Source organism: Roseofilum sp., from assembly GCF_982964205.1.
Genome location: NZ_CEZBFX010000009.1, coordinates 1 through 24,560, shown reverse-complemented (window position 1 = coordinate 24,560; position 24,560 = coordinate 1). Strand labels below are relative to the sequence as shown.

Sequence of the window (24,560 nt, the reverse complement as noted above, 5' to 3'; positions counted from 1 at the left end):
TATGGGTTGCTCTATATTTTTAAGTATGTTCTGAATACGTCCAACAAGAAGAAAGCCCAGGAGTTTGACGTACTCTTTCTCAACGCCAAAATCTCCCGGGCTTTTATCCCGCCGTGGAGCTATAGTCTTTTATGGATTAGACTTTAGCTTGCTTCTCTTGGACCAGTCACTGAAGTACTGTAAACTTCAATCGGAACCCTAGAAGCGGTTATTCTTGTATGACTTGACCTGTGTTATAACCAGTTTTGAGACAATAAACTGTATTGAGAATTACTAAATTGAGTCTTGATTTTTATTTTTTGTCTTGAGACAGAACTAAATTGAGGATGTTCAATTCATGGGAATTAAGCAGATAGCGATCGGTAAATCGTTGCTGGCGGATGTCGCCTAAACTGTAGCTATTGAAGATGATGAACGGAAAATCCTCGTATCGATCGCCAATGGGGAGAATATTATCGACGGGATAGAGCGATCGCACATAGCATTCGAGAATATAGCGAAATGTGGTATCTAGAAACGGAGTGCGATCGCCTTCTGCCAGATATGCTTTCATCTGCTCTCTAGCGACAAATGTTAATAACGGCAGCGCATAATACCGATCGAGTTGCTCACTTTGCTGCTCGTAGTGTTGGGATTTATTCTGAGTTTTGCGAATTTCATCAATTAAATCAATCGCGCTTCTCGTGGCAAATTTGAGGTTTTCAGGGTAGTCACTTTTTGAGTTACTAATGTACTTTAAATTCTTCCACAGGTCATCAGTTCTCCGATCTAGAATTAAGTCCAGAAATAAAGTATAGGTTTCCGAAACCACGCGATCGCCCAAGGGAACCATGAGCAAATTGCCTTGAAAATAGCCCGTTTCTAAAGGTGGGAAATCGATCAACCTGCTCAAATCAGGCTGGCTAAACTCTAAGAACCGATCCTTAAACTCTTCAGAAATATAAGAACACTTGTTTGGTTTAGGAATCGTAAAATCAGCTTGACTCAGTAACCTTTTTAAATGCTCATAGGTGTGTTCTAAGCGCCGATCCTTGGGACAATTTCTTGCTTCTAGTTTCAGTTCCCTAAGCAAATTCGCCAGTTGAGAGCTGAGAGTTTGTCCAGCCGCAGATATCGATTTTCCACCAATGGGAATAATTAAATAGTCTTGTCTGCCAATTTTTCCTGCTCCCAGAATCCGCGTCATGATCGACGCTTTGAGAAGAAGCAAAATATTGAAAATGCTGAGAATTTTCTCTTGCAGGGAAAGCTGTGGCTCATCGTCAAAGTAAACGGCACGTTCTGCCAGATAAAAGTGTAAAGATTTGGATTGATTATCTAGCTCTGGGTTTCCTCGTCCGCGATAGATGACTTGAATGATTTCCATCAAGTTTTTTTCGACTTGAAAGCGCGGAATATCCACTAAAATATGCTTAACCTTGGGAAAGGATAATCCGCGACTGCCAGAAGAAGTCATAAAGATAATTTTGACTTGGTTTTGATAGAGATGAATGACTTGCTTTTCGCTCTCGGAAAGACTGGAATGAATTTCTAGATAGTCTTGGTTTTTCTCAAACCTCTGCCAAAGACGTTGAAGCGATTCAATCAGTTGTTGCAATCGTTGTTTATTTTGAATATAGACTAAAATTTGAGCGTCTGTTTCCCCCTGTTCTTCAGTAATGCACTCAATATCTGCTAAAATTTGTTCTCGCAGTTTTTTGTGTAAATCATCTTCTTTGGGTTTTAAGCGATCGCGCTCTTGAAATTGGGTTGAATGAATGATAATATTGTAGGTAATATTGAGATTGCTCGCGGGATAGGAGTTAGTGTTAATGAGGGTTGCTGGATAGTGTTTGAATTTAAACCGCTCTAGCGTCAAGGGTGAAGCCGCTTTCTTCGCTTTGCGGAAAAAGATTTTATCGGGTTCCGAATTGCCGGATTTTAAATGCTGTTGAATGACATCTTTGTCTACAATAGAAGCATCAGCGATAATAATTTTAGGATTAAATCCATGTTGTCCTGTGGTTAATCCATACTCTCTGAGAATTTGAGTAATGCGATTTAGGAATTCTGCGCCACTATCATCTCCGGTGATTTCATCAATCATGATAAACAAGTGCTTAAACCGCTTAGAAATGGCTTGCATTTTTGCTGGAATCACGGCTTGAGTTTTGCTATTGTAGGCTCCCTTGAAAATTTGGCCAAAATGCTTGAGCGTATCACTTCCATTGGGCGTTTTTTTCAAGGATTGAATGGAGATGGAGGCAACGATTTTATTGGTGCTTTGACGATCGACAAGGGTATGGATAGCTTCGCACATGCTGCGAATGACTCCCGCTGTATTTTTGGGTGCTTCGACGATTAGATCTTCAGTTTTGCGTTGCAAGCGAGAAGGGTACGTTTTCTGATTCTTTTGAGCTTGGTTTCCATCAATAAATAAAACGGATTGTTCCCTAAAATTGCCTTGCCATCGATCGGAAAGATATTGTACCATATAAGAACCTTTGTGTTCGGCAATAATCTGGGAATTCGTGTTTAAGCACACTAAGTTTTTACTGCACCATTTTCCCCGATCATCCTTAAATTTTTCCAGGATATCGAGGTTAACCTGTTTGCGGGGACTGACGTAGAAAAACAGAAACCCCTCGTCTTGATGCTGTTTGAGGAAATTGGCGATCGCCGTGGTTTTGCCAATTCCTGGATTCCCCGTTAAAAAAAGATACAAACTATCGGAAAGGAGCGATCGCCAGATCAACTCAGCATGGCCATTGCGTAAATCCAGGCTAGAATCGAGATGATACTCTTGGGCAATATCATCGGGAAGAGGTGCAACCGAAGTCAGAAACTCCTGAATTTGCTCGTTATGGGTAACCACTGTGGTTCGATCTGGGGGAATGTTAATCAACTTTTCTACAAACTCCCTACCGCGATTGAAACTCGAACCCATCTGACGCTTGATCTGATTAAACACCTGTTTTCGCACTGCGATCGTCTCTTTCCCACTGGACTCATTCTTGTAAATTTGATAACAGGTTTCAAACAAGGAGAGATTTTCCAGATGGATCGTCATCGTATTCATCGTGCGATCGCTGTATCCCATCGCACTCAAAATCACCTTAGAATCTTTAGGAATAATCCCTATTTTCTGTAAAAACTGATAAAAACTATACGCATATCCTCCCGCTTGAATCAACTTGGCACTCTCCTTATCCTTCGACTTAAACGCCGTAAAATAATCCTTCAAACCCGGAGAAAAGAGAAACTCTAAATCTGGATTTTCTCCGGTATCAATTCTCAGCTTAGAAAACACACTTTTCGAGCGCAAATAATTAATTTCTTGAATTAATTTGCTTTTAATCAGTTCAATAAAATGCCCTAAGTTCGTCAGATCCTTTTCCGACTGAATTGCAAATACGGATTCATCCACCACCAAAATTCGGTACTCTTGTCGCGAACTTCGAGTATAGCGGAGCAACAACAGCGTATCCGCTCTTAAAAACTCTCCTGTACCCTTATATTGGTTAATATACGTCTTTAACTGCTCTGGATCGAGTCCCTCTAACTGAGATAACCACTCTTGAAAAAGCTGCTCTTCACTCTTCTGATACGTCTTCAGACTATTGTCCCCCGCAAACGCACATTGATAATAAAGCACCTCTAAACAACGCTCAACGTTTCGCCATCCCGTCGCTTGCAGATATTCTGCTAAAAAATTATACCCACCCAGAAACCCCTTCAAGAGTAAAAGTTGACTCCAGGTTTCAATGATCTGGCGATCGCTGAAACTCATTGAACCTGCATTTTCAATCAGTTTTTTATTAATTTCTGTGAAATTTAAGTTTGTTAGCTCTTGACGATAATAATCAACCCATTCCGGTGACAATTGTTTTTGGTGAAGATAATTGAGAATCCCAATATTAAATCCAATTTCAAATGGTCGTCCTTGATCTTCTATTTTCATTGCTGATTTTAATCCACTCTTAACGCCTTTTTTGCTTCCGTCAGAAACGCTAAAGAATTAAACTCTGACTTCCCATTCATATGCTTAAACAAAGACAACTTACCCACTGAATAATCCCCAATAATATTTTGATAGGGATCGAGCTTTAAGCTAATATTGTGCGTGGCTTCATAGCGAGAGAAGTGAAACAGCGTCAAATACTGTAAAATATCATGTTTCAATTCTCCCTCATGCAGCAGTCCTTGATAAATCACCTCATTATCCAAAATCCCCTTATAAGTATTTAAGAGGGTAGCATAGGAAATTACTCCATTATAAAACCGCTCGTCAGTATTACCCACTTTCAGTCCATTAAACAAATTAAAGAATACTACTGCTTGCTGACTGGGATCGTCCACTAACTGGGTTAACTCGCGGATATCTTGAACATACAATGATTTGGGTGTGAGATTCATAGAAGAGCGCACATAATATTTGTCAAAAAACATCGGATAAATTAGAATATCTGGGTTATTATTTCGCAGACAACGAATCAGCGATCGCGACATAAAAAATAAGCGATCCTCTTCAACCGTCATATTTAAGCTGCTGGTATAGGGAGCTTTGGCAATATAAACAAAATGCCGATATCCTTGCTGATAGAGTTCCGTGATTTTATCCCGAATAACTAAAGGATTATCAAATATTTCCGAGCGCAGATAAGAATCGGAGAATGTGCTTAAGCAATTAATCTCTATCCGAGCATCTTCCCGACGAGTAACGCTCACCACTTCTCCCATTAAATTAGAGAGATGTTGGGATTTATCCGTTTGATACTGGGCATCAGTTTCGCGACTGGAAACCACAATAATGGCTAACTTATCTAATTTAGGCGTTTCCTCCAGTTTATCAAATGAGAAAACTTTAGGCAGTCGGGAATAGAGAGAACTAAGACCATTTCTCGTTTTATGAATATTGTTGCTCGTAATATCAAAGCCTTGGAAGTTTGCCAGTATTTTCTCTTCATTGAGCAGATGGGAGACAGTAACCGACAAATTCAGGATGAATTCTTCAAGGGGGGATGAATTGTTTTTATTAGTGAGATGAAAGCGGACAATAGGAATAAATAGGTTTTCGGGGTTGGGGAGATAACTGGCTAACTGTTGAACTACGATATAGAAGAGCAGGGTAAAGGTAAAGCGGTATAGAAATGCTTGTCGATCATCTAATTTTTCGTTTTTGACTGTATCGATATGAAACAATACTAATTTTCTGCTTTGTAAAGTTTCATAGTGTTTCTTATAGACTCCATCAGTCAGACACTTCTTAGGCGTTAGTAACACAGGAAAGCTCTGAAGATTATCCAGATCATAGCTCATAGAAAAAGATTGGCGATCGCTCGTTTCTGCATAGCGAATATCTTCTATCTTGATTTTAACCGGTAATTGGCATAAGATATCCGGATTTACCGTCGCTTCTCCCACCGATAAATACTGAAGAGACTCCTTCTGATTTTTTCTCAGAACATCCTTAAACAGAGTTAGTCGGTTCAAAATTCGATCGACATCTGTTTCTAATAACGTTTTCCTCACTCCCACATGAATACAATGTTCACTCGAAGGTATAACCCTTTCCCGTGTTAAAGTATGCTTGACTAATTTCACCAAGCGCTCAACTTTGTCTTTAACCTTAAATTTTTCCAATCCTTTGCGAATTCCTCTTAACAGTCCTACTTTTTCCTGATTGTTATTTCCTTGCAGTGTTCCTAAAATATTCGCTTCAAAACGACTCACTGGATCGTACTGTAATTCATCACTATAATTATATCCTTCTGCCTCTGGATTGCAATCGGATGCAAAAACAAAGAAATATAAAAATGTGACTTTTAAAATCTTTTCTAGTCCATATTTAGTCTGAGCAGAAGCCTGATTTTCTTCCTGCTCTAAATCCAGTAAACTACAATAATAATCAAAGGCATTTTTGCTCCCCTGATTTTGCACCGGGCCATTTAATTTCAGTTTCAGCCCAAAAATAAATTGTCTTCTGTTATGGAGGGGATCTGTTGTTTCTCCTAAATAGCCTTCAATGATGGGGATAACGGGTAAAATATCTAAGGCTTCGGCACGGGAGAAGAGTTGACGAAAATTAACGGTTTTCCCTTGATAGGAAACTTCATACTCTGCATCCGCTTTATTGGGATCGGCAATATAATCATTCAGAGCTTTTAGGCGACGAATTAAATCCCTGAGATAAACTACCTCTCGATGTTTTTTTGCATTAATATTTTCTTCTAAATATTCTAAATACTGAATTTTCGCCGCTTTTTTCAGTTGTCCCAAAACTTCCGTGTCCACCAACCGCTTTAGCCGATCTAGATCGGAATCCTTATCTGCTATCAGATCCCTTAGCATATCTTCTAGCTCGTCTTGTTGTTCATCCGTTTCAGCATGAAGCTGCTCGTAGATATAACGCCTTAATTCTTCGGGTAAATTGCGATTTAGGGCATCAGTGCTATCGACGGTGATGGTTAACTTGTGAAATTTAATTGAGCCAGGAGATTGAATTTGTAAGCGTTGTTTTTGTAATTCTGTATAAGGCGTAAAGGGATAACTTAAATCTAAACTAGGTTGTGAATTCTGAAAGGTGGAGAAATCCTGAAGTAAACTCGACAGAAAGGTGCTGGTTTCTAAGTTTTTTGCGTTTAAGCTAGATTGGAGTTGCTCTAGGAGTGCTTGTCTAATTGCTCGGATTTTATCGGGAAACTGTGCAGCGCAGGAGTCACTGAAATTGAGGGTAGCAGCGCGAACCCGCCAATCTACCCCTAGGATGGGATCGGTCAGATTTTGGTGAGCTATCTGATGGGCGATCGCCTCTACATTAACCAATAACCGCTCAGAATCATCGGAAACGCGAAATAAACCGGGCTGATTGGCGATCGCCTCTACAATGCGATCGAGCATCTCCCCATAATCTACCCTGGGCAGACTATCATCCGCTTGTCGAAAGGAACTAACCATCGTCATCAAAGCTACCTTTCGTTTAATTATATAATCGCCCCGTAACCTTTACAAGCCCGTATTACTACTTCAAAGATGTCTGCTATAATATTACCGGTTTAAAGGTTAGATGAACAGAATGGAAACCCATCTTTATGAAACCGATTTTTATGGTTGGCTGATGCAGCAATCTCACCTCTTAAAAACCGGTGAATTCAAACAGTTAGATATTGCCAATCTGGTGGAGGCACTCCAATCGTTGGGCAAACAGCAGCGTCAAGAACGCAGAAATTGTTTAGGCGTGTTATTGGGGCATTTCTTAACGTGGTAATTTCAGCCCGAAAGACGCACGAAAAGCTGGCGAGCAATCACCCGAGAACAGCGCCGGGAAATTGTCCGCCTGATGAAAGAAAATCCGAGCCTGAAACCTTATTTAGACGAAGCGATGCTCTATGGCTATCAGTCGGGATTAGATTTAGCCGTGCGCGAAACCCCTTTAGATTATCCCGATTTACCCGAAGATTATATTTACAGCGCTTCGCGCTGCTATAAGGTACATTGTTGATCGTAGATGTGAGTTGTCATTGCGACCGCAGGGAAGCAATCGCCAAGATTGGGGGATTTTGCGATTGCTTCATTCCACTTGCGTGACCTTCGCAATGACTGATCTCAATGAGACTGTACTCCGTTACAGCGCAAAGCGCTGTATAGTTTTGAACAAGTCTGTAATGCCAATTTTCCCGAATTATTGCATGATATTTAGCCCTGGTAACCAGAAACTGGGTTTCTCAGGTTAATGTGCGACTCGTTTCCCTTACCACCCAAAATTATCGTTCTAAGTCCCGTACTCGTTGTAATAATTGAGCCGCCGCGATCGCCCACTGTTGATTGCCTTCTGTCTCATAGAGTTTCTGTGCAAACGCTAATACCCGTTGTGCTTCTTGATAATCTTGTTGTTCTATAAAGACTAATCCAGCGCCATAATAGGCATTCCCATAATTAGGATTGGCTTCAGCCGCTTTTCGGAAGGCATTCAGCGCTTCATCCAGTTGCCCTTGTTGTAATAAAATGGAGCCGATCGCATAATAGGCTTGGGCATATTCTGGATTTTTGTCCACTGCCTGACGGAACCTCTCCATCGCTGGGGTTAATTGCCCTTGTTCTTGATAAATCAAACCTGAATAATAATAGGGTTCTGGAGCAGTGGGAGAAAACACCATAGCTTGCTTAAATGAGGCGATCGCCGCCGTCCTATTTCCCTGTAACTTTTGTACCAATCCCAGATTGTAATGTCCCACCCCCAACTTCGGATCGAGCTGGACTGACATTTGCAAATACTCCTGAGCCTGTTGTAAATTACGCCCTTCCAACAGCGCTGCCCCTAAATTAGCGTAGGCGATCGCGAAATTCGGATCGATCTGAATGGCTTGGTGGAAGGCACTCGCCGCTCCTTGAAGATCCCCCCTTTGCCGCAGCGCTAGACCTAAATTATACGAAGCTGGAGCTAAATTGGGGCCTAACCGTGCTGACTCTTGAAACGCGGCGATCGCCCGTTCCACCTCTCCCATTTGAATCAACTGCAACCCTTGATTCAAATACTCCACTGCCTGAGAGTTAACCTCAACCTGAGCCAACTCGATAGGATCGAGCGATCGCGCTACGCTACTAGAGAATAAAGTGGCGATCGCTGTTGCACACCAAAAACCAACCCACCACCGATTACCAAAACCCATCATCATTAATCGTCTCATTCAGGAAACTGTGCCCTAATAGAACTCAATTTTTCCTGGTATAGCACACTTTGCACCAGTGACGGGTAAGGTGCGCAGGAGAAGGGGAGACCCGGATTATGAGAACTTTGTTAAATAATGTCAAATTGTTACGAGATTTACTGTTTTTTGTTTTTCTTTATAAAACTGAGCTAACGTAAAACTATAAGGTTGAATTAACACCATTCATAAGAGGTAAACTCTGATGATGCCATCCTCAGTTAAGATGCCCCAGCCTCCCACACCGGCCCATATTTGCCCCATGGATCGCACCTGTAGTTATTTGCAGCAAGCCGGTTCCGAACTTAATATCGATCCGGGTATCCTGGCCGTTTTGGAGAATCCCCGCAAAGTCGTCACCGTTTCCATCCCCGTTAAGCTTGATACCGGAGAAGTCCAAGTTTTAGCTGGACACCGAGTTCAACATTGCGATGTTCTCGGCCCTTATAAAGGCGGAACTCGCTATCATCCCTCCGTTACGTTGCAGGAAGTCTCAGCTTTAGCCATGCTGATGACCTGGAAATGTGCCTTATTGGGCATTCCCTACGGCGGAGCTAAAGGCGGTATTGCCATTGATCCCCGTCAATATAGTGTCGGTGAGCTAGAGCGCATTACCCGCCGCTATACCAGCGAACTGATTAAAGACATTGGCCCAGCCGTCGATATTCCAGCTCCCGATATGGGAACTTCGGCGCGAGAAATGGCTTGGATGATGGATACCTATTCCATGAATGTCGGTCATGCGGTTCCTGGTATTGTCACCGGTAAACCCCTCTCTGTCGGTGGTTCTAAGGGACGACAACAGGCAACGGGTCGAGGTGTGATGATTGTGGTGCGCGAAGCTTTGGCGCAACAGGATAAACCGTTGGCGGGTGCTTCCGTGGTCATTCAAGGTTTCGGGAATGTTGGAGGTGCGGCGGCTCTGTTGTTCCATCAAGCAGGCGCTAAAGTGTTGGCAGTTTCCAATGTCTCCGGTGCTATCTTTGCAGAAAATGGCTTAGATATTCCGGCGTTGCGTAAGCATGTGGTCGAAAATCATGCCCCGATGAACAACTTCCCAGGCGGTGAATGGATTACCAATGAGGAACTGTTAACCTTACCCTGTGATGTCTTGATTCCAGCAGCTCTCGAAGATCGGATTACGGAAGAAAATGCCCCTCGAATTCAGGCAAAAATTGTGGCAGAAGCGGCCAATGGCCCGGTTACGCTAGTGGCGGATCAACTGTTGCACAGTCGCGGCATTATGGTCTTGCCGGATATCTTGGCTAATGCTGGCGGTGTAGTCGTCAGTTATCTGGAATGGGTACAAGGTCAGTCCTATGTATTCTGGGATGAAGAACGGGTAAATCAAGAGATGGAAGGCTTGATGGTACGGGCGTATCATCGGGTTTATGAAACGTCTCAACAACGGGGAATTCCGTTGCGGTTAGCGGCGTATACCTTGGGTGTCGGTCGTGTGGCTCAGGCTCTTGGCGATCGCGGTTTATATCCGTAACTCACTTCTCATTTTTCCCTCAATTTCTAACTCGACAATTTTAGTCTACTTTAAAATTCTTTTGCTAGAATTGAGATAATCACTTTTGAAATCGTTTTTTAATATTCGGGGATCGTTTTTTCAGCCCCTTTTATCCTATTCCATTTTCAGGTAAAGATTCCCGGCAGAGATGGCGTTGCTTCCCATCCCCTACCCCATGAATAAATTCTTTGAATCTTTACCGCTTTGATTCAATAGGCAAAAATCTCCCCAACCCCCCTTTTTAAGGGAATTAATCGATGTAGCACACAGCAGCAGGCTGTAACTATTGCCTGTTGCCTATTCCCTTTTGCCTCTATTATTCCAGTTTTGGGAGCGATCAAAAAAATGTTGAAAACTGTTGATTTAACAAACGCTTATACCGAAAAATCTAAAGCTTTGGTATTGTGGAAGGAAAACGCTTTTATCCTTTGGTTCGATCAAGTCGGTTTAGAAGATATTAGGTTAGTTGGCGGTAAAAATGCGTCGCTAGGAGAGCTAATTCGTCAGTTAACCCCCAAAGGAATTAATGTTCCCCAAGGATTCGCCATTACAGCCCATGCTTATCGTTATTTTATCTCTTCGGCGGGTTTAGAGCCGCAATTGCGGGAACTGTTGACGGATTTGGATGTGGATAATATCGTATTGTTGCGTCAGCGAGCCAAACAAGTGCGATCGCTCCTTCTCAACACCCGATTCCCCAAAGAGATCGAAATGGCGATCGCCGTCGCCTATAAGCGCTTAGGTGAACTCTACGGTCATACTCCCGATGTGGCAGTACGCTCTTCAGCCACCGCAGAAGATTTACCCGATGCCAGTTTTGCCGGTCAACAGGACACCTATCTGAATATTTCCGGCTTAAAAGAGGTCATCAAGGCGGTTCATCACTGTTTTGCCTCCCTGTTTACCGATCGCGCCATCTCCTATCGCACCCATAAAGGCTTTGACCATTTTGACGTTGCCCTCTCTGTGGGAGTGCAAAAAATGGTACGCTCTGACCTAGCGACTTCCGGAGTGATGTTCTCCATCGACCCGGAAACGGGATTCAAGAATACGGCTCTGATTACCGCTTCCTATGGCTTAGGAGAAACGGTAGTGCAGGGCGCAGTAAACCCGGATGAATATCTGGTGTTTAAACCCACATTGCGGGAAGGGTTCAAACCGATTTTGCAAAAACGCCTAGGTCGTAAGGCCATTAAGATGGTCTATCGTCACGATGGCAATCATGCGACTAAAATTGTGCCCGTTCCCTGGATGCTGCAACGACAGTTTGCCCTCACGGATGAGGAGATTCTCAAGTTAGGGAATTGGGCTGTGATGATTGAGGATCATTACTCTAAATTGCGCCAAACCTATACGCCGATGGACATTGAGTGGGCGAAAGATGGGCAAACCGGGCAGTTATTTATTGTGCAAGCGCGGCCGGAAACGGTGCAGTCCCAGAAATCGAGGCAAGTCCTACAGCATTATCAGTTGCAAGAAAAGGGCGAGATGTTGGTGCAAGGTCGAGCAGTGGGAGAGGCGATCGCCTCTGGACCGGCACGGGTGATTCTGGATGTGTCGCAAATCGATCAATTTCAATACGGGGAAGTACTGGTTACCCATCGCACCGATCCAGATTGGGAACCGATTATGAAGAAAGCGAGTGCGATCGTCACCAATACGGGTGGACGGACGTGCCATGCCGCCATTATTGCCAGGGAAATGGGCATTCCGGCAGTGGTGGGTTGTGAAAAAGCCACGGAGCGGTTAACCAACGGTCAGGAAATTACCGTCTCCTGTGCAGAAGGGGAACAGGGCAATGTTTACGCCGGTTTGTTACCCTTTGACGTGCAAGAAACGGTGTTAGATGAACTGCCGAAAACCCGCACGCAGATTCTCATGAATGTGGGCAACCCAGAGGAAGCCTTCCGGTTGTCAGCCATTCCCTGCGACGGTGTGGGTTTGGCTCGCCTAGAGTTCATCATTGCCAATCAAATTAAAACCCATCCCTTGGCGCTCCTTCACTTTGATGAACTCGAAGATCGGGACGTGAAAGCCGAGATTGAGGAGCTTACCGCCCACTATCCCTATAAACCCGATTTCTTTGTCGATCGGTTAGCCTATGGTATGGGTGCGATCGCGGCTGCCTTTTATCCCCATCCCGTGATTATCCGCCTTTCCGACTTCAAGAGCAACGAATACGCCAATCTTTTAGGCGGTCGTCAATTTGAACCCCAGGAAGAAAACCCCATGATTGGTTGGCGCGGAGCCTCCCGCTATTACGACCCCCAGTATCGGGAAGCCTTTGCCTTAGAATGCCAAGCCTTAAAACGGGTTCGCGATGAGATGGGATTGGTGAATGCCATCCCCATGATTCCCTTCTGTCGGACTCCAGAAGAAGGGCGCAAGGTGTTAGCAGAAATGGCCAAACATGGACTAAAACGGGGTAAACATGGCTTACAAGTTTATGTGATGTGCGAGTTACCGAGCAACGTGATTTTAGCCTCCGAATTTGCCCAAGTCTTTGATGGTTTTTCCATGGGTTCCAACGATTTAACCCAACTGACATTAGGCTTAGACCGGGATTCTGGCTTAGTTGCACCCTTGTTTGACGAACGCAATGAAGCAGTGAAACGGATGGTGAAATTAGCCATTGAAACCGCAAAAGCGGAGGGTTGTAAAATCGGCATCTGCGGTCAAGCACCGAGTGATTATCCAGAATTTGCCCGCTTTTTAGTGGAGTTAGGCATTGATTCGATTAGTTTGAATCCGGATTCAGTGTTGAAGACGATGTTGGACATTGCCGAACTGGAGCGCGGGTAATGTTAAGTTAGGTCGTTGTCATTGCAACCTCAGGAAAGCAATCGCAACAATCCACGAGATAGTCGAGATTGCTTCATTCTACTTCGTTCCATTCGCAATGACTTATCTGAATAAGACTGTACTCCGTTACAGCGCTTTACGCTGTAAACGGCGCGATGCCCAATGATAGTCTTAAGCCCTCTAGGAGCGGGTTATACCCAAATCTAGAACACCCACCCATCAATTCCCTAAACCCGCCCCCACCCATGTCTAGAAACCCGGTTTCTTGAAGAAACCGGGTTTCTGGTCTTCGCCGGAATCAATCAATTGCCGCCCCTTGTCATCATTTAAGCAAACCTGATTTTTTCGCTTGTGCTAACCACTCTGGATGGAGATCCTTAACCCAAGAGGGTACAACTAGAGCTTTACTAGGATCATCAAGCCGCAATTGGCGATCAATCAGTTCAAGAATGTTCCCTGGCCGATAATTGCCTAAATCAAACGTCAAAATACTACAAGGTCTGCCATGTCTATAGCGGGCCTATTGGATTTATGAACAAAAAAGCTCGTAATCAGATAAAATAAAAGTCTGAACTTCAAGAGACGAGCCGGTCAAATGCATTCTAACCATTCCGAGAGCAAAAAACAAATAGAAATCTTAAAAGGGTTTATTATTTGCTTGTGTTAAGCGTTTATTTCAACTCTTTGTTGATTTCAAGTTGTTCAATCTTCCCGATCTGAAAAAATACGATGCTTTTTCACAATTCGTTTAGGCCCGCTATATTACTAATAATGAACAATCGGTTTTCCTCCAATGAAGAGATTTTAGACCTGCTCTATCAACTCTTGCAAGATTACGGAAAGAAGGCACAGCAAGAAGCCGTTTATCTAGAAGTGAATGGGGCTGTTTTTATCGTCGCGATCGCTTCTACCTAATCTAATCTAGTGCCCGATCCCTCTTCTCAAAGCCTTACCAGAAGAGGGGTTCCCCCAAGTTTTACCCCATCCATGAGCAAGGAAACAATCAATCATGTCTAATCACAATCAAGCTTGCTGCTGCTGTTGTCCCCATCAAACCCAGTGTTGTCCACAAGTTAAAAACCAACAAGCCATTTATCCCTTGTAGTTTTTCGGATTGGTAATCATGGTAACGATCATGAGCATCCGGGTTAATCCTGCTCCTATCTCCCTTATGGGGATTAGGAATACGAACTCGTAAACTTTTCAAGAGCTTCTTGCAGCAATTTTGGATTAACTTCAATTAAAGTGCCTACGCTCTTCTCTTCCATCCGTTCATTTAGAGTTATATTCACCCTAACTATATTAGTATCAAACCATCTTACTGAAGCAATCTGGAATTATGATAGAGTAAGTCGACAGAGGTTTTATTCTCTCATTATTGTTTCTACGAGAGTTTGGTGAGGAAACTGAGGAATTTTTTGGTTTTAGGAGTCAAGAGGGTTCTTTTGTAGGCATCGGCAGCTTTTTTGATAGCTTCCGCTTGAGTGGGATAGGGATGAATGGTGCTAGAAAGTTGACTTAAACCGATCTTACCCGCGATCGCCGTGGTCACTTCACTAATCATATCCCCGGCATGACGTGCAACAATAGTTGCACCGACAATTTTATCCGAACCTTGGAGATAGTGGATTTTAACGAAGCCTTCCGTCTCTCCATCGGCGATCGCCCGATGTACACTACTCATTAATACCTTAATCGTTTCAATTTCAATTCCCCTCTCTTGTGCCTCCCACTCATAAAGTCCCACATGGGCAATTTCTGGATCGGTATAAGTCGCCCAAGGCATAATAAGATCGCTTAATTTCGATTTCCCCAACCCAAATGGAGAAAACAACGTATTCTTAATTACGATTCGTGCCGCCGCATCCGCCGCATGGGTGAATTTCCAATTCATACAAATATCGCCAGCCGCATAAATTTTGGGATTCGTCGTTTGTAAATAATCATTTACTTTCACCCCTTTGCGATCATAGTCCACCCCAACACCTTCTAAATTCAAGCCTTCCACATTGGGGGCACGACCTGCACCAGCTAAAATTTCATCCACAACTACGGGATAGGGTTCCTGTTTTCCCTGGCTAGAAACATAAATCACTTTACCTTCTGGAGTCGATTCTACCCGTTGAATCTGACTCTCTAAAATCAGTTGAATTCCTTCTTGTTTAAACTGCTCTTGAATAATTTCTGCCGCATCTGGATCTTCCCGGTCTAATAAATGTCCCTTATTGTGAAATAAAACGACTCGAGCGCCTAAACGGTGGAACGATTGGGCCAATTCACAACCAATCGGCCCACCCCCAATTACCGCTAACCGTTTCGGGCATTCCGTGAGGTTAAACACAGTTTCATTGGTCAAGAACCCTACTTCTTCTAACCCTTCAATTTTCGGCCGCACAGCCCTGGCACCAGTAGCAATTACAGCTTTCTTAAACGGTAGCGTTTTCCCGGCAACTTCCAGAGTCGAATTACTGGTAAATTGCCCTTCTCCTAAAAAGACATCAACCCCTAAACTCTGGAATCTTTTCGCCGAATCATCGTGGCTAATTCCGGCACGAATTTTCCGCATCCGTTCCATAACTTGGGCAAAGTTAATGTTAATCTCTTCTGAGGGATGAATGCCAAAATTAGGGGCATTGCGGATATCTTCTACCACACGAGAGGAGCGAATCACACATTTAGAAGGCACGCAACCCACATTTAAGCAATCTCCTCCCATTAAGTTCTTTTCTACCAAAGCGACTTTTAAGCCGACATCTAATCCTGCGGCTCCCGCAGCGACGACTAACCCGGCAGTTCCCGCACCAATGACGACTAAATCATATTGTGCTGCAGGGGTTGGATTAACCCAATCTTGGGGATGAACCCGATCAATTAACTGTTGGTTATAGCGATCGATAGGAGATAAGTTTAGGGATGACATGGTTTTGAATAGGGGAATGGGGAAATTAATTAGACTTCTTGCAGAAGTCAGGGAATTAAAGAATAGGCAATAGGGATAAGAATATAGAATTACTCCATTACTATTTATTTTCTACCCACTTATGCAAGAGGTCTATTGAATTCACCTCAGACCTAATTGTTCATTGTTAATGGTTTTCAATTGCTCCATCTAAGGCTTTACGGGCAATGCGGGTAACATAAAGGGTAACGGCAACTGTGGCAATAAATCCAATAATCCGCAATGTCCAAGTAATGGTTGGGTTAGAGGGTTGATCGCCTGTGCCAATCGTGGCCAGATTGCCGGCTAGGGAGCCAATATAAACATACATGATTGTGCCGGGAATCATGCCGATGGAACCAATAAAGTAATCTTTGAGGGAGACTTGGGTTAATCCATAGGCGTAGTTGAGCAGGTTAAAGGGGAAGACTGGAGAGAGTCGAGTGAGGAGAACAATTTTTAAGCCTTCTTCACCAACGGCTCGATCGATCGCACTAAATTTAGTATTACCTTCGATTTTCTTGGCGATCCAATCCCGTGCTAAGTAGCGTCCCACGAGAAAAGCAGCGGTTGCGCCTAGGGTTGCGCCAATAAACACATACACCGAACCAAAAGCAACTCCAAAGACGACTCCTGCACCCAGGGTAAGGATAGAACCAGGCAGGAAGGCCACAGTGGCGACAATATAAAGGAGAATAAAGGCGATCGCCCCAATTGGCCCGAGGTTTTCAATGCTCTGTAGGGCAGAGCGTAGGAGTTCTTGAGGGTTGAATCCCGTGCTGTTGGTGAGATCTTGGGCCAATACAGGGCTGCTGGTGACGAGGAGCGCGATCGCCCCGATGGCCAACAGGGAGAAGAATTTGCGAATGGTTAGATGGCGATCGATCATCAATCAGAGGTTCCATAGGACTTTATGAATTATCCTCTCATATTACTCTGAGGAACTCCTGAGAATGCCCTTGAACATTAATAAACGTCAGTTTTGGTTAAGCGATCGTTATGGTTAACGGTAATCAAGCGTCAGCATAAACCTCTTGCAGGGCATCTTGGGCTTCTTGACGCAATCCACGGGCAATGCGGAACAGTTCTAGCCCAGTATGTAAATAGTGTTCGTCATAGTTGTAAGGAAACCAGGAGAACTCCTCAAGTCCATCACTGACTTGATTGAGGCAATGATAGAGATGGGCGGCAATGCTGGCAATTGGGCCAGGATTAGGGAGGGAACGAAAGTGCTGTTGCGCTTCCTCCAATAAGGAACGACAATTTTCTAAATACAGTTGAAAATTTTCCAGTAATTGATCGTCAAAGGGGTCGGCAGAAAGGTCATCAATTTCTGCTTCTATGGAGTAGAGAATCTCGATTAAGGAAATATTGACGGGATGATAGACTCTTGAGAGCCATTGTTGCCAATGTCGATCTGGATCTAGGGGCTTTTTAGAGGAACGGGTAGAGGGTTGGGGAGATTTGGAGTGATCGCCCCTTTGACCATAAGGAAAGTGTTGGCGATCGTACACTCGGCGACTGTGGGAATCGCTGAGGGTTTCATAGGCCAGATTAATCTCCACGATCCGGTTTTTATCACCCACCGCTTGATTGAGATCCGGATGATAGAGTTTCACCAAACGGCGATACGCTTGGCGAATTTCCTCTGAAGTCGCCGTTGGCTCAATTTCTAGGGTTTCATAGTAATTCACAGCCCTCTTCCCCATTCCCGCGTCCCCATGTCTGGAGTGTCCTCCTATTCTGGATCTTGGAATAAGGGGGTACTCAGATAGCGCTCGCCAAAACTCGGTTGAATGACCACAATTAATTTACCCTTATTTTCTGGGCGCTTGCCAACTTGGATCGCAGCGCAGACTGCAGCACCACTAGAAATGCCAGAAAGTAAGCCTTCTTCCCTCGCTAAACGGCGACCATAGGCGATCGCCTCTTCATCGGAAACCGTTACGACTTCATCAATTAAATCTACCCTTAAAACTTCTGGCACAAATCCAGCTCCAATCCCCTGAATTTTATGAGGTCCCGGTTGTCCACCGGATAAGACTGGGGACGTTTGCGGTTCCACGGCGATCGCCTGAATCATCTCGTTTTTCTTCTTCAGCGCCTCCGCAACCCCCGTAATGGTGCCCCCAGTCCCTACACCAGAAATAATCATATCCACCTGGCCATCTGTATCAGTCCAAATCTCCTGGGCCGTAGTTTTGCGGTGAATCTGGGGATTAGCTGGATTTTGAAACTGCTGCAACATATAAGCATTGGGGGTTTGTTCTACCACTTCCATTGCTCGACGGATGCATCCTCCCATGCCCTCTGAGCCTGGAGTCAAGACTAACTCGGCTCCATAAGCCTTTAACATTGCTCGCCGTTCTGCACTCATGGTTTCCGGCATTAATAAAATTAATCGATATCCTCGTGCAGCAGCCACCATGGCCAACGCAATCCCTGTATTCCCAGATGTGGGTTCAACCAAAACGGTCTTGTCGGGAGCAATTAACCCTTCTTTTTCCGCCGCATCAATCATATTGACTCCAATGCGGTCTTTGACTGAGGAAGCTGGGTTCATACTTTCGAGTTTAACCACAATTCTGGCCCCACAGCCCTCTGCTTGCGGGATGCGGTTCAGTTGAACCAAGGGTGTATTTCCGACTAATTTGGTAATATCTTGTGCGATTTTCATGTTGAACCGGTGAAATGATTAGCGATTAGATAGAGAACATCTTGCCCATTGTCCCAAAGCCTATGGACAACGTGCAAGTTACAGCGCTTTGCTCTGTGATGGGGAGATAGGGGGATGGGGTAATAGGGGGAGTGAACAGCAAACTCAATCTAGCTTTGAATTATTCTAGCTCTCTTTAAAAACTGCCATTTAATGTGCTGCATAGCAGAGGAAACTGCTGTATGTCCTGGGAACGAGGGAATAGGCAATCGTCTTGTGAGACTTAGCTTTGAGAATTCAATTCAACCCATTTTACGTTGTCAATTTTTAAGCCAATTGGCAGTTCAATTAACAATAAGGGGAAATGAGTCCTTGCTTCTTCCTCTCCCTATTTCCCCATTTCCCCATTCCCCCTATAATAGTTAAACTCAATACCAAATTGTTGGGAGAGGCCCCTATGCCGAAAACCGTCGCTGATGTCATGACTGCAAATCCTATGGTGGTTCGCCCAGATACTTCCTTGAAGGAGGCAATTCACTTGTTGGTGGAATACCGTATTAGTGGTTTACCCGTCGTCGATGCAGAAGGTAAGCTGATTGGGGTGATCTCAGAGACGGATTTGATGTGGCAAGAAACGGGGGTGGAGCCGCCGCCCTATATTATGTTGCTAGATAGTGTGATTTATTTAGAAAATCCATCAACCTATGAGAAGGATTTGCGTAAGGCGATGGGTTTGACGGTGGGTGAGGTGATGAGCGATCGCCCCATTTCAGTCACGGGCGATCGCTCTTTGCGCGATGCCGCTAAGGTAATGCAAAAACATAATATTCGCCGTTTACCGGTTTTGGATGATGCCCAGGAGTTGGTGGGTATCCTTACCAGAGCAGATATTTTGCGGGATCTCTTGGAGGCTTAGAGTTAAGTTCTTTTCCTATGTGTATCGATATGTATCGATCGGATTTGCCCTATTGAGAGTATTGGAAGTCTATGAGTGTAACCCCTGAATCAGTTCAGCAATTATTAGATTCGGAAAATTATGGCGATCGCCTACGCGGGGTGAATCAATTGCGTCTGCTCGATCCAGCCGTGGCGTTTAGCAAGATTCAAGCCTTAGCCATTGATAGTAATGTGCGGGTGCGCTATGCAGCGATCAGTCAGTTATCGACGGTGGGAGAGGTTAATCGAGAGGAAAGTTTAAATATTTTACGCGATCGCCTGGAAAACGATCCAGAAATTGATGTCAAGGCAGCAGCGGCTGATGGTATTGGGGCGTTGCACTTAACTGAAGGTTATCCGGATTTAGAACAAGCCTATGGCAATACGGAGGAATGGCTGTTGCAGATGAGTATTGTGGCAACCTTGGGAGAATTAGGCGATCCTCGCGCCTTAACCTTACTCAAAATAGCCCTCAACTCCCCCACAGATTTAGTCCGTTCCGCAGCCGTCAGTTCTGTGGGAGAATTAGGCGATCCTGAAGCTGTGGAATTGTTATTTCCCTTAGTTGACGATCCCGATTGGCAAGTTCGCCACCGTGTCGCTCAAGCATTGCACTCTTTGGGAGGAGAAGGAGAAGGGGTAGAGTCTGCCCTGAATCGACTCGCTCAAGATCCAGTGGATCAAGTGGCGATCGCTGCCAAAAATACCTACTCCTAATCTAATCTTTATCTAATCTTTTCAATTTGATATCAAGTCCCAAGTATCAGTATCGATACAAGGCTGAATTTGCGTGCCGTATTCCTTCAGCAAAAGGATTTAATCTACCTCATAAGAGCGCAAACTGCTGTATCATCGAGGAATGGGACTAGGCTAGGAAACACTGAGGGGAATTTTTCTCGCTGTCCGCTCTAACCACAATTCCAAGTCATTAGAGTCCGAAAACTTCAGCAAAGCAATAGATAGATCCTCTAGAGCCGACAGAGAGAGCGCCTCAATTTCTTCCTGTAAATAGGGCTTAACCGCTCCAACTTTCCAAGGCAGTTGCTGCAAAATCATTGCCACGGCTTGTTCGTGCTTACCTTTTTCTCTACCCTCTTCCATCCAATGCATAATGCTTGCCATGATTCGATCTCCATTTTTATTTTTAATCTTGAGTTATTCGGCTTCAGGAAGAACCCCAACTCAGCAAACAATGGCTGATCTCAACGCCCAGTTTCTTCTGGATCGTTTACTGTTGATAGATTAAATTCTTCCAGCGATCGCCACTTGAACTAAGTCGTATTGTTATCCATATTTAAGCATAATCTCTTTTCTACAAAAAGGCAATCACTTTACCTTGAATTTCTTTTAAAGAGTAACGCTATTTTTCTTCACTGCCCCCTTAAATAAAGTCCTGCGTGAATTACTTAGCTTCCATCCAACTCTTTCCTCGATGAATTTCTACCGCCAAAGGAATTTTTAAAGAAACCACCTGTTCCATCGTCTCTTGAACTTTCACCGACACCTCATCCCATTCCTCTACTGGCATTTCCAGTACTAATTCATCATGAACTTGCAGCAGCATCCGCGCCTCATAGGGACATAAAACTTCATCTAATTTCACCATTGCCATTTTAATTAAATCGGCGCTCGAACCTTGAATGGGTGCATTGGCAGCAGCTCTCAATAATCCGGCATCCCTTTTGCTCATTCGCATTTTCTCTAAACTGATTTGATCTAGGGACTCTCCCCGTAACTTCTGCAAACTCAAAGATTCAAACTCAAAATAGCGCCTTCTTCCCCAAATGGTTTCTACAAATCCTTGACTAATGGCTTGCTTTTTTGCGAGTTCTAAATACTCAAATACTTGGGGATATTGGCGATTAAACCGGTCAATAAACTCCTTACCTTCCCTTGCGTTTACCCCGGCTTCTCTGGCAAACCGTTGCGCTCCCATACCATAAATGACCCCAAAATTAATCACTTTCCCTAAGCGGCGCTCTTCTGGGGTAATCTCCGAACGATCGAACAGCAATTGAGCCGTAACTTTATGTACATCTTGCTGACTTTGATAGGCATTTACTAAGGTTGAATCTCCACTTAAATGGGCTAAAATCCTTAATTCAATCTGAGAATAATCAGCCGCTACTAATGCCCATCCAGACTGAGGAATAAACGCTTGCCGAATTTGGCGAGAAAATTCAGTCCGAATGGGAATATTTTGTAAATTGGGGTGAGAAGAAGATAAGCGCCCTGTACTGGTAACCGCTTGGTTGAAATCCGTATGCACTCGCTGGGTTTGGGAATGGACTAACTGGGGCAGAGCATCGACATAGGTGGATTTTAGTTTATCTAACATGCGGTACTCTAAAATAGTCTCTACTACACCCGTTTGATCGTCCACTTGCAGTTTTTCTAAGGTTGCCGCATCAGTAGAATATCCGGTTTTAATTTTGCGCGATTTGCGTGGGGGCAATCCCAGTTTATCAAATAATAGGGCACTGACTTGCTTGGGCGAACCTAAGTTAAATTCTTCTCCCGCCGCTTGATAGGCGTTTTGTTCAATGGTTCTGAGTTGATCGTTTAACTCCTTGGAGAGTATTTTAAGATAATCGGTATCGATAGAAATTCCTGTCCATTCCATTTGGGCTAAAATCGGCTCTAAGGGAATTTCAACCTCCTTTAAGAGCTGCTGAAGTTTGGGGAATTGGTTTAGTTTTCCGGCAAAGATGGGGACAAGCTGAAAGGTGACATAGGCATCCATACCACAGTATTGAGCAACTAAAGAAATATCGATATCAGCAATAGTTTTTCCTTTGGGAACTAATTGCTCATAACTTTGGGAAATCAGACCTAATTCTTGTTGAGCTAAGACACTGAGACTATGATTTCTATCTGGATTTAAGACATAACTGGCAAGTAGGGTATCGAGGACAACACCTTGTAGATTAATGCCATTATTTTTGAGAATTAACCGGTCAAATTTAGCATTTTGGAAAACTTTAGGATAGGCAGGATTTTCGAGCAGGGGGCGCAGAAGTTCCAAAGCCCGATCGCTCTCTAGATTCTGTCCCCGTTTATGCTTGAGGGGAATATAGGCAACAGTCAGGGTTTCATCCTGCTGAAAACAGCATCCTAAACCGACTAATTCTGCATCTCTTGGTTCTAATGCTGTGGTTTCCGTATCCCAAGCAACAGGATGTTGGGGATCTTGGCAGGTTTTGAGTTTTGCAATTAAATCAGTCAGTTTCTGCTCATCATCAATAATAATCGGGGTAAAGGGCAACTGATTTTGAGCTTGCGCAGCTTCCGTTTCTGCTGCGCTCCAAAAATCGAGAGCTTCATCTACGATCTGTGCCTCAGCTTCTCCCACTTCTTGAGCTTTACCCCCTAACAGAGTTTGGAAGTGATTCAGTTTTGGGCGAAAAGTTTCTAATTCTAAGCGTTGGAATAACTCAGATGGGGCTTGGGGAGGAAAGCCTTGCAGATGACAATCATCTAGGGTGAGATCGAGGGGAACTTCAGTGGTGATTTGGGCTAAAAATTGGGAATGGTACGCATCACCTCTACCGGCGATTAACTTCTTTTGCATCGCGCCTTTGATTTGATCTACCGATGCATAAACCCCATCCAATGTGCTGTACTCTTGCAACAATTTCACCGCCGTTTTCTCCCCAATGCCTTTAACCCCAGGAATGTTATCTGAAGAGTCACCGCAAAGGGCTTTATAATCGACAATTTGGCTGGGATGAACTCCCATTTTTTCTTTCACTTGTGCTGGATAAAATTCCTGGGTTGCGGTATCGCGTTTCTGGCTACCTCCAGCAAGATACAGAACGCTGATGAGCTTTTCCGAATTGACGAGTTGGAATAAGTCGCGATCGCCGGTTAGGATCTTCACCTGATATCCTGCTTTAATCCCCCGCTCTGCTAGCGCCGCCAGCACATCATCGGCTTCATAACCCGCACAGGTGGCAATAGAAACCTGGAGAGCCACTAAAATCTGCTGTAGGTTTTGCAGATCGCCAATAAAATCCTCTGGAGTTTCCTGACGGTTGGCTTTATAGTTCACATCCGCTTGATGGCGAAACGTGGCTTCAGCGCGATCGAATGCTACTGCTAAGGCTTGGGGATGTTCTTTTTCGAGGACTTCAAACATCGACTTCAAAAAGCCAAAGCAGACACTGGTAGGGATACCACCACGGGTTTTCAGTCCTCCATCGCGCCCTTTAGAAAAGGCATAATAAGCACGGAAGGCTAAGGAATGTCCATCAATGAGCAGGAGGAGGGGACGAGGGGAATTTGCAACCACAGTGAGAATTCAAATGATGTGTTACGGGGATTATAGCAATTTACGACTGAATATATGAACACTGTATGAATACAGTAACTGGGCAATGAGTTTTGCTCTCCCAGATCCTCTTTCCTTTGCTTTTTCTTTACATTGAGACTTGAGAAATATTAAAAGTTACTCGATGTTTTTTCAAGTGCTTGTAAGAACAGAAGAGGGGATCGTCTTTCCGTTTTTGACAAAGTTCCTGAACAAAATTCCACATCACCTGGCAATCTTCTTTCAACACGTCTTCAAAATACTCTGTTCCGGTTTGTGAAATGATGAGGAAACATCCAACTGGCGCTCTCGATACTCTTAAATGAAGCATGGGTTTCTCTAGCAATTTGCTCTAGAAGAGGATTTTTATAACCCAATAGCAAAAAATCAAGCTCACCTACTTCATTAATATCGCCACTAACCAGTTCAATATTTAAGTTCATGGAAATTGTAGAGAAACTTTATAGAACTTTTCTTTTCTATGGAGTACAATTTTAAGTCTTAGACACTAAGCAATGCAAGCTATTGCTAGAGAGCCTGTTGCTTGTTGCCGAGCGCAAAGGACTATAACAGTTAATTAAATGGGGATGGATATTGTCTGTAATTTGCTGACACTCCCACTAATCTTTATAAAATGTTTAGCTTTGTGCCTTTTCCCTGTCCCCTATTGCTAGAGTGCTTATTGCTAGAGTACCTATCCCCCCCAGGGGGATGCTACC

Annotated in this window: 15 protein-coding genes, 2 pseudogenes and 1 riboswitch; of the genes and pseudogenes, 7 read left to right on the top strand and 10 right to left on the bottom strand. The window is 44.0% G+C overall.

The window, feature by feature from the left end; all coding sequences use genetic code 11:
• Nucleotides 1-90: 90 nt before the first annotated feature.
• A riboswitch (guanidine-I (ykkC/yxkD leader) is annotated at nucleotides 91-213 on the bottom strand.
• A 79-nt stretch (nucleotides 214-292) separates the two neighbouring features.
• On the bottom strand, nucleotides 293-3,940 hold the full coding sequence (locus AC3A14_RS04420; RefSeq protein WP_318732532.1) for a helicase-related protein: 3,648 nt from the start codon (nucleotides 3,938-3,940) through the stop codon (nucleotides 293-295).
• A gap of 8 nt (nucleotides 3,941-3,948) precedes the next feature.
• Nucleotides 3,949-6,936: a hypothetical protein gene (locus AC3A14_RS04415; RefSeq protein ID WP_318732533.1), complete on the bottom strand. Its 2,988-nt coding sequence runs from the start codon at nucleotides 6,934-6,936 to the stop codon at nucleotides 3,949-3,951.
• A gap of 109 nt (nucleotides 6,937-7,045) precedes the next feature.
• Between AC3A14_RS04415 and AC3A14_RS04410 the strand changes: the two are divergent.
• Nucleotides 7,046-7,480, top strand: a pseudogene (locus tag AC3A14_RS04410) (DUF29 domain-containing protein).
• A gap of 262 nt (nucleotides 7,481-7,742) precedes the next feature.
• Here the strand turns inward: AC3A14_RS04410 and AC3A14_RS04405 are convergent.
• Nucleotides 7,743-8,654 carry a tetratricopeptide repeat protein gene (locus tag AC3A14_RS04405; protein WP_318732534.1) on the bottom strand — a complete coding sequence of 304 codons (912 nt, stop codon included), beginning with the start codon at nucleotides 8,652-8,654 and terminating at the stop codon, nucleotides 7,743-7,745.
• Between the two features lie 235 nt (nucleotides 8,655-8,889).
• Here AC3A14_RS04405 and AC3A14_RS04400 point away from each other — a divergent pair, with 235 nt between their 5' ends.
• The 4 genes and pseudogenes from AC3A14_RS04400 (at nucleotide 8,890) to AC3A14_RS04385 (ending at nucleotide 13,917) form a co-directional block, all read left to right on the top strand.
• A complete protein-coding gene (locus AC3A14_RS04400; protein ID WP_318732535.1) occupies nucleotides 8,890-10,179 on the top strand; it encodes a Glu/Leu/Phe/Val family dehydrogenase in 1,290 nt (429 codons plus the stop codon).
• Nucleotides 10,180-10,545: 366 nt separating this feature from the next.
• Nucleotides 10,546-13,002: a phosphoenolpyruvate synthase gene (gene ppsA, locus AC3A14_RS04395; RefSeq protein WP_318732536.1), complete on the top strand. Its 2,457-nt coding sequence runs from the start codon at nucleotides 10,546-10,548 to the stop codon at nucleotides 13,000-13,002.
• A 644-nt stretch (nucleotides 13,003-13,646) separates the two neighbouring features.
• Nucleotides 13,647-13,754: pseudogene (locus tag AC3A14_RS04390) on the top strand (transposase); the annotation flags it as partial.
• A 19-nt stretch (nucleotides 13,755-13,773) separates the two neighbouring features.
• Nucleotides 13,774-13,917, top strand: a complete 144-nt coding sequence (locus AC3A14_RS04385; RefSeq protein ID WP_318732537.1) for a hypothetical protein — start codon at nucleotides 13,774-13,776, stop codon at nucleotides 13,915-13,917.
• Between the two features lie 469 nt (nucleotides 13,918-14,386).
• On the opposite strand, the gene AC3A14_RS04380 is transcribed toward AC3A14_RS04385, so the two are convergent.
• From AC3A14_RS04380 to cysK, 4 genes are all read right to left on the bottom strand, one after another.
• Entirely contained in the window at nucleotides 14,387-15,922 is a 1,536-nt protein-coding gene (locus AC3A14_RS04380) for a mercuric reductase (RefSeq protein ID WP_318732538.1), read from the bottom strand.
• Between the two features lie 166 nt (nucleotides 15,923-16,088).
• Entirely contained in the window at nucleotides 16,089-16,829 is a 741-nt protein-coding gene (locus tag AC3A14_RS04375) for a TVP38/TMEM64 family protein (protein WP_318732539.1), read from the bottom strand.
• Nucleotides 16,830-16,953: 124 nt separating this feature from the next.
• A complete protein-coding gene (locus AC3A14_RS04370; protein ID WP_487778914.1) occupies nucleotides 16,954-17,634 on the bottom strand; it encodes a J domain-containing protein in 681 nt (226 codons plus the stop codon).
• Nucleotides 17,635-17,678: 44 nt separating this feature from the next.
• Nucleotides 17,679-18,617 (bottom strand): cysteine synthase A, encoded by a 939-nt coding sequence (gene cysK / locus AC3A14_RS04365; protein WP_318732542.1) that lies wholly within the window; start codon nucleotides 18,615-18,617, stop codon nucleotides 17,679-17,681.
• Between the two features lie 436 nt (nucleotides 18,618-19,053).
• Here cysK and AC3A14_RS04360 point away from each other — a divergent pair, with 436 nt between their 5' ends.
• Together AC3A14_RS04360 and nblB are read left to right on the top strand one after the other, a co-directional pair.
• Nucleotides 19,054-19,512 (top strand): CBS domain-containing protein, encoded by a 459-nt coding sequence (locus tag AC3A14_RS04360; protein WP_318702247.1) that lies wholly within the window; start codon nucleotides 19,054-19,056, stop codon nucleotides 19,510-19,512.
• Nucleotides 19,513-19,583: 71 nt separating this feature from the next.
• Nucleotides 19,584-20,249 carry a phycobilisome degradation protein NblB gene (nblB, locus tag AC3A14_RS04355; RefSeq protein ID WP_318732543.1) on the top strand — a complete coding sequence of 222 codons (666 nt, stop codon included), beginning with the start codon at nucleotides 19,584-19,586 and terminating at the stop codon, nucleotides 20,247-20,249.
• A gap of 153 nt (nucleotides 20,250-20,402) precedes the next feature.
• On the opposite strand, the gene AC3A14_RS04350 is transcribed toward nblB, so the two are convergent.
• From AC3A14_RS04350 to AC3A14_RS04340, 3 genes are all read right to left on the bottom strand, one after another.
• Nucleotides 20,403-20,654, bottom strand: coding sequence for a DUF4351 domain-containing protein (locus tag AC3A14_RS04350; RefSeq protein WP_318702250.1), 252 nt, complete (start codon nucleotides 20,652-20,654; stop codon nucleotides 20,403-20,405).
• Nucleotides 20,655-20,934: 280 nt separating this feature from the next.
• Nucleotides 20,935-23,823, bottom strand: coding sequence for a DNA polymerase I (polA, locus tag AC3A14_RS04345; RefSeq protein ID WP_318732545.1), 2,889 nt, complete (start codon nucleotides 23,821-23,823; stop codon nucleotides 20,935-20,937).
• A gap of 272 nt (nucleotides 23,824-24,095) precedes the next feature.
• Entirely contained in the window at nucleotides 24,096-24,284 is a 189-nt protein-coding gene (locus AC3A14_RS04340) for a hypothetical protein (protein WP_318720011.1), read from the bottom strand.
• Nucleotides 24,285-24,560 lie beyond the last annotated feature (276 nt).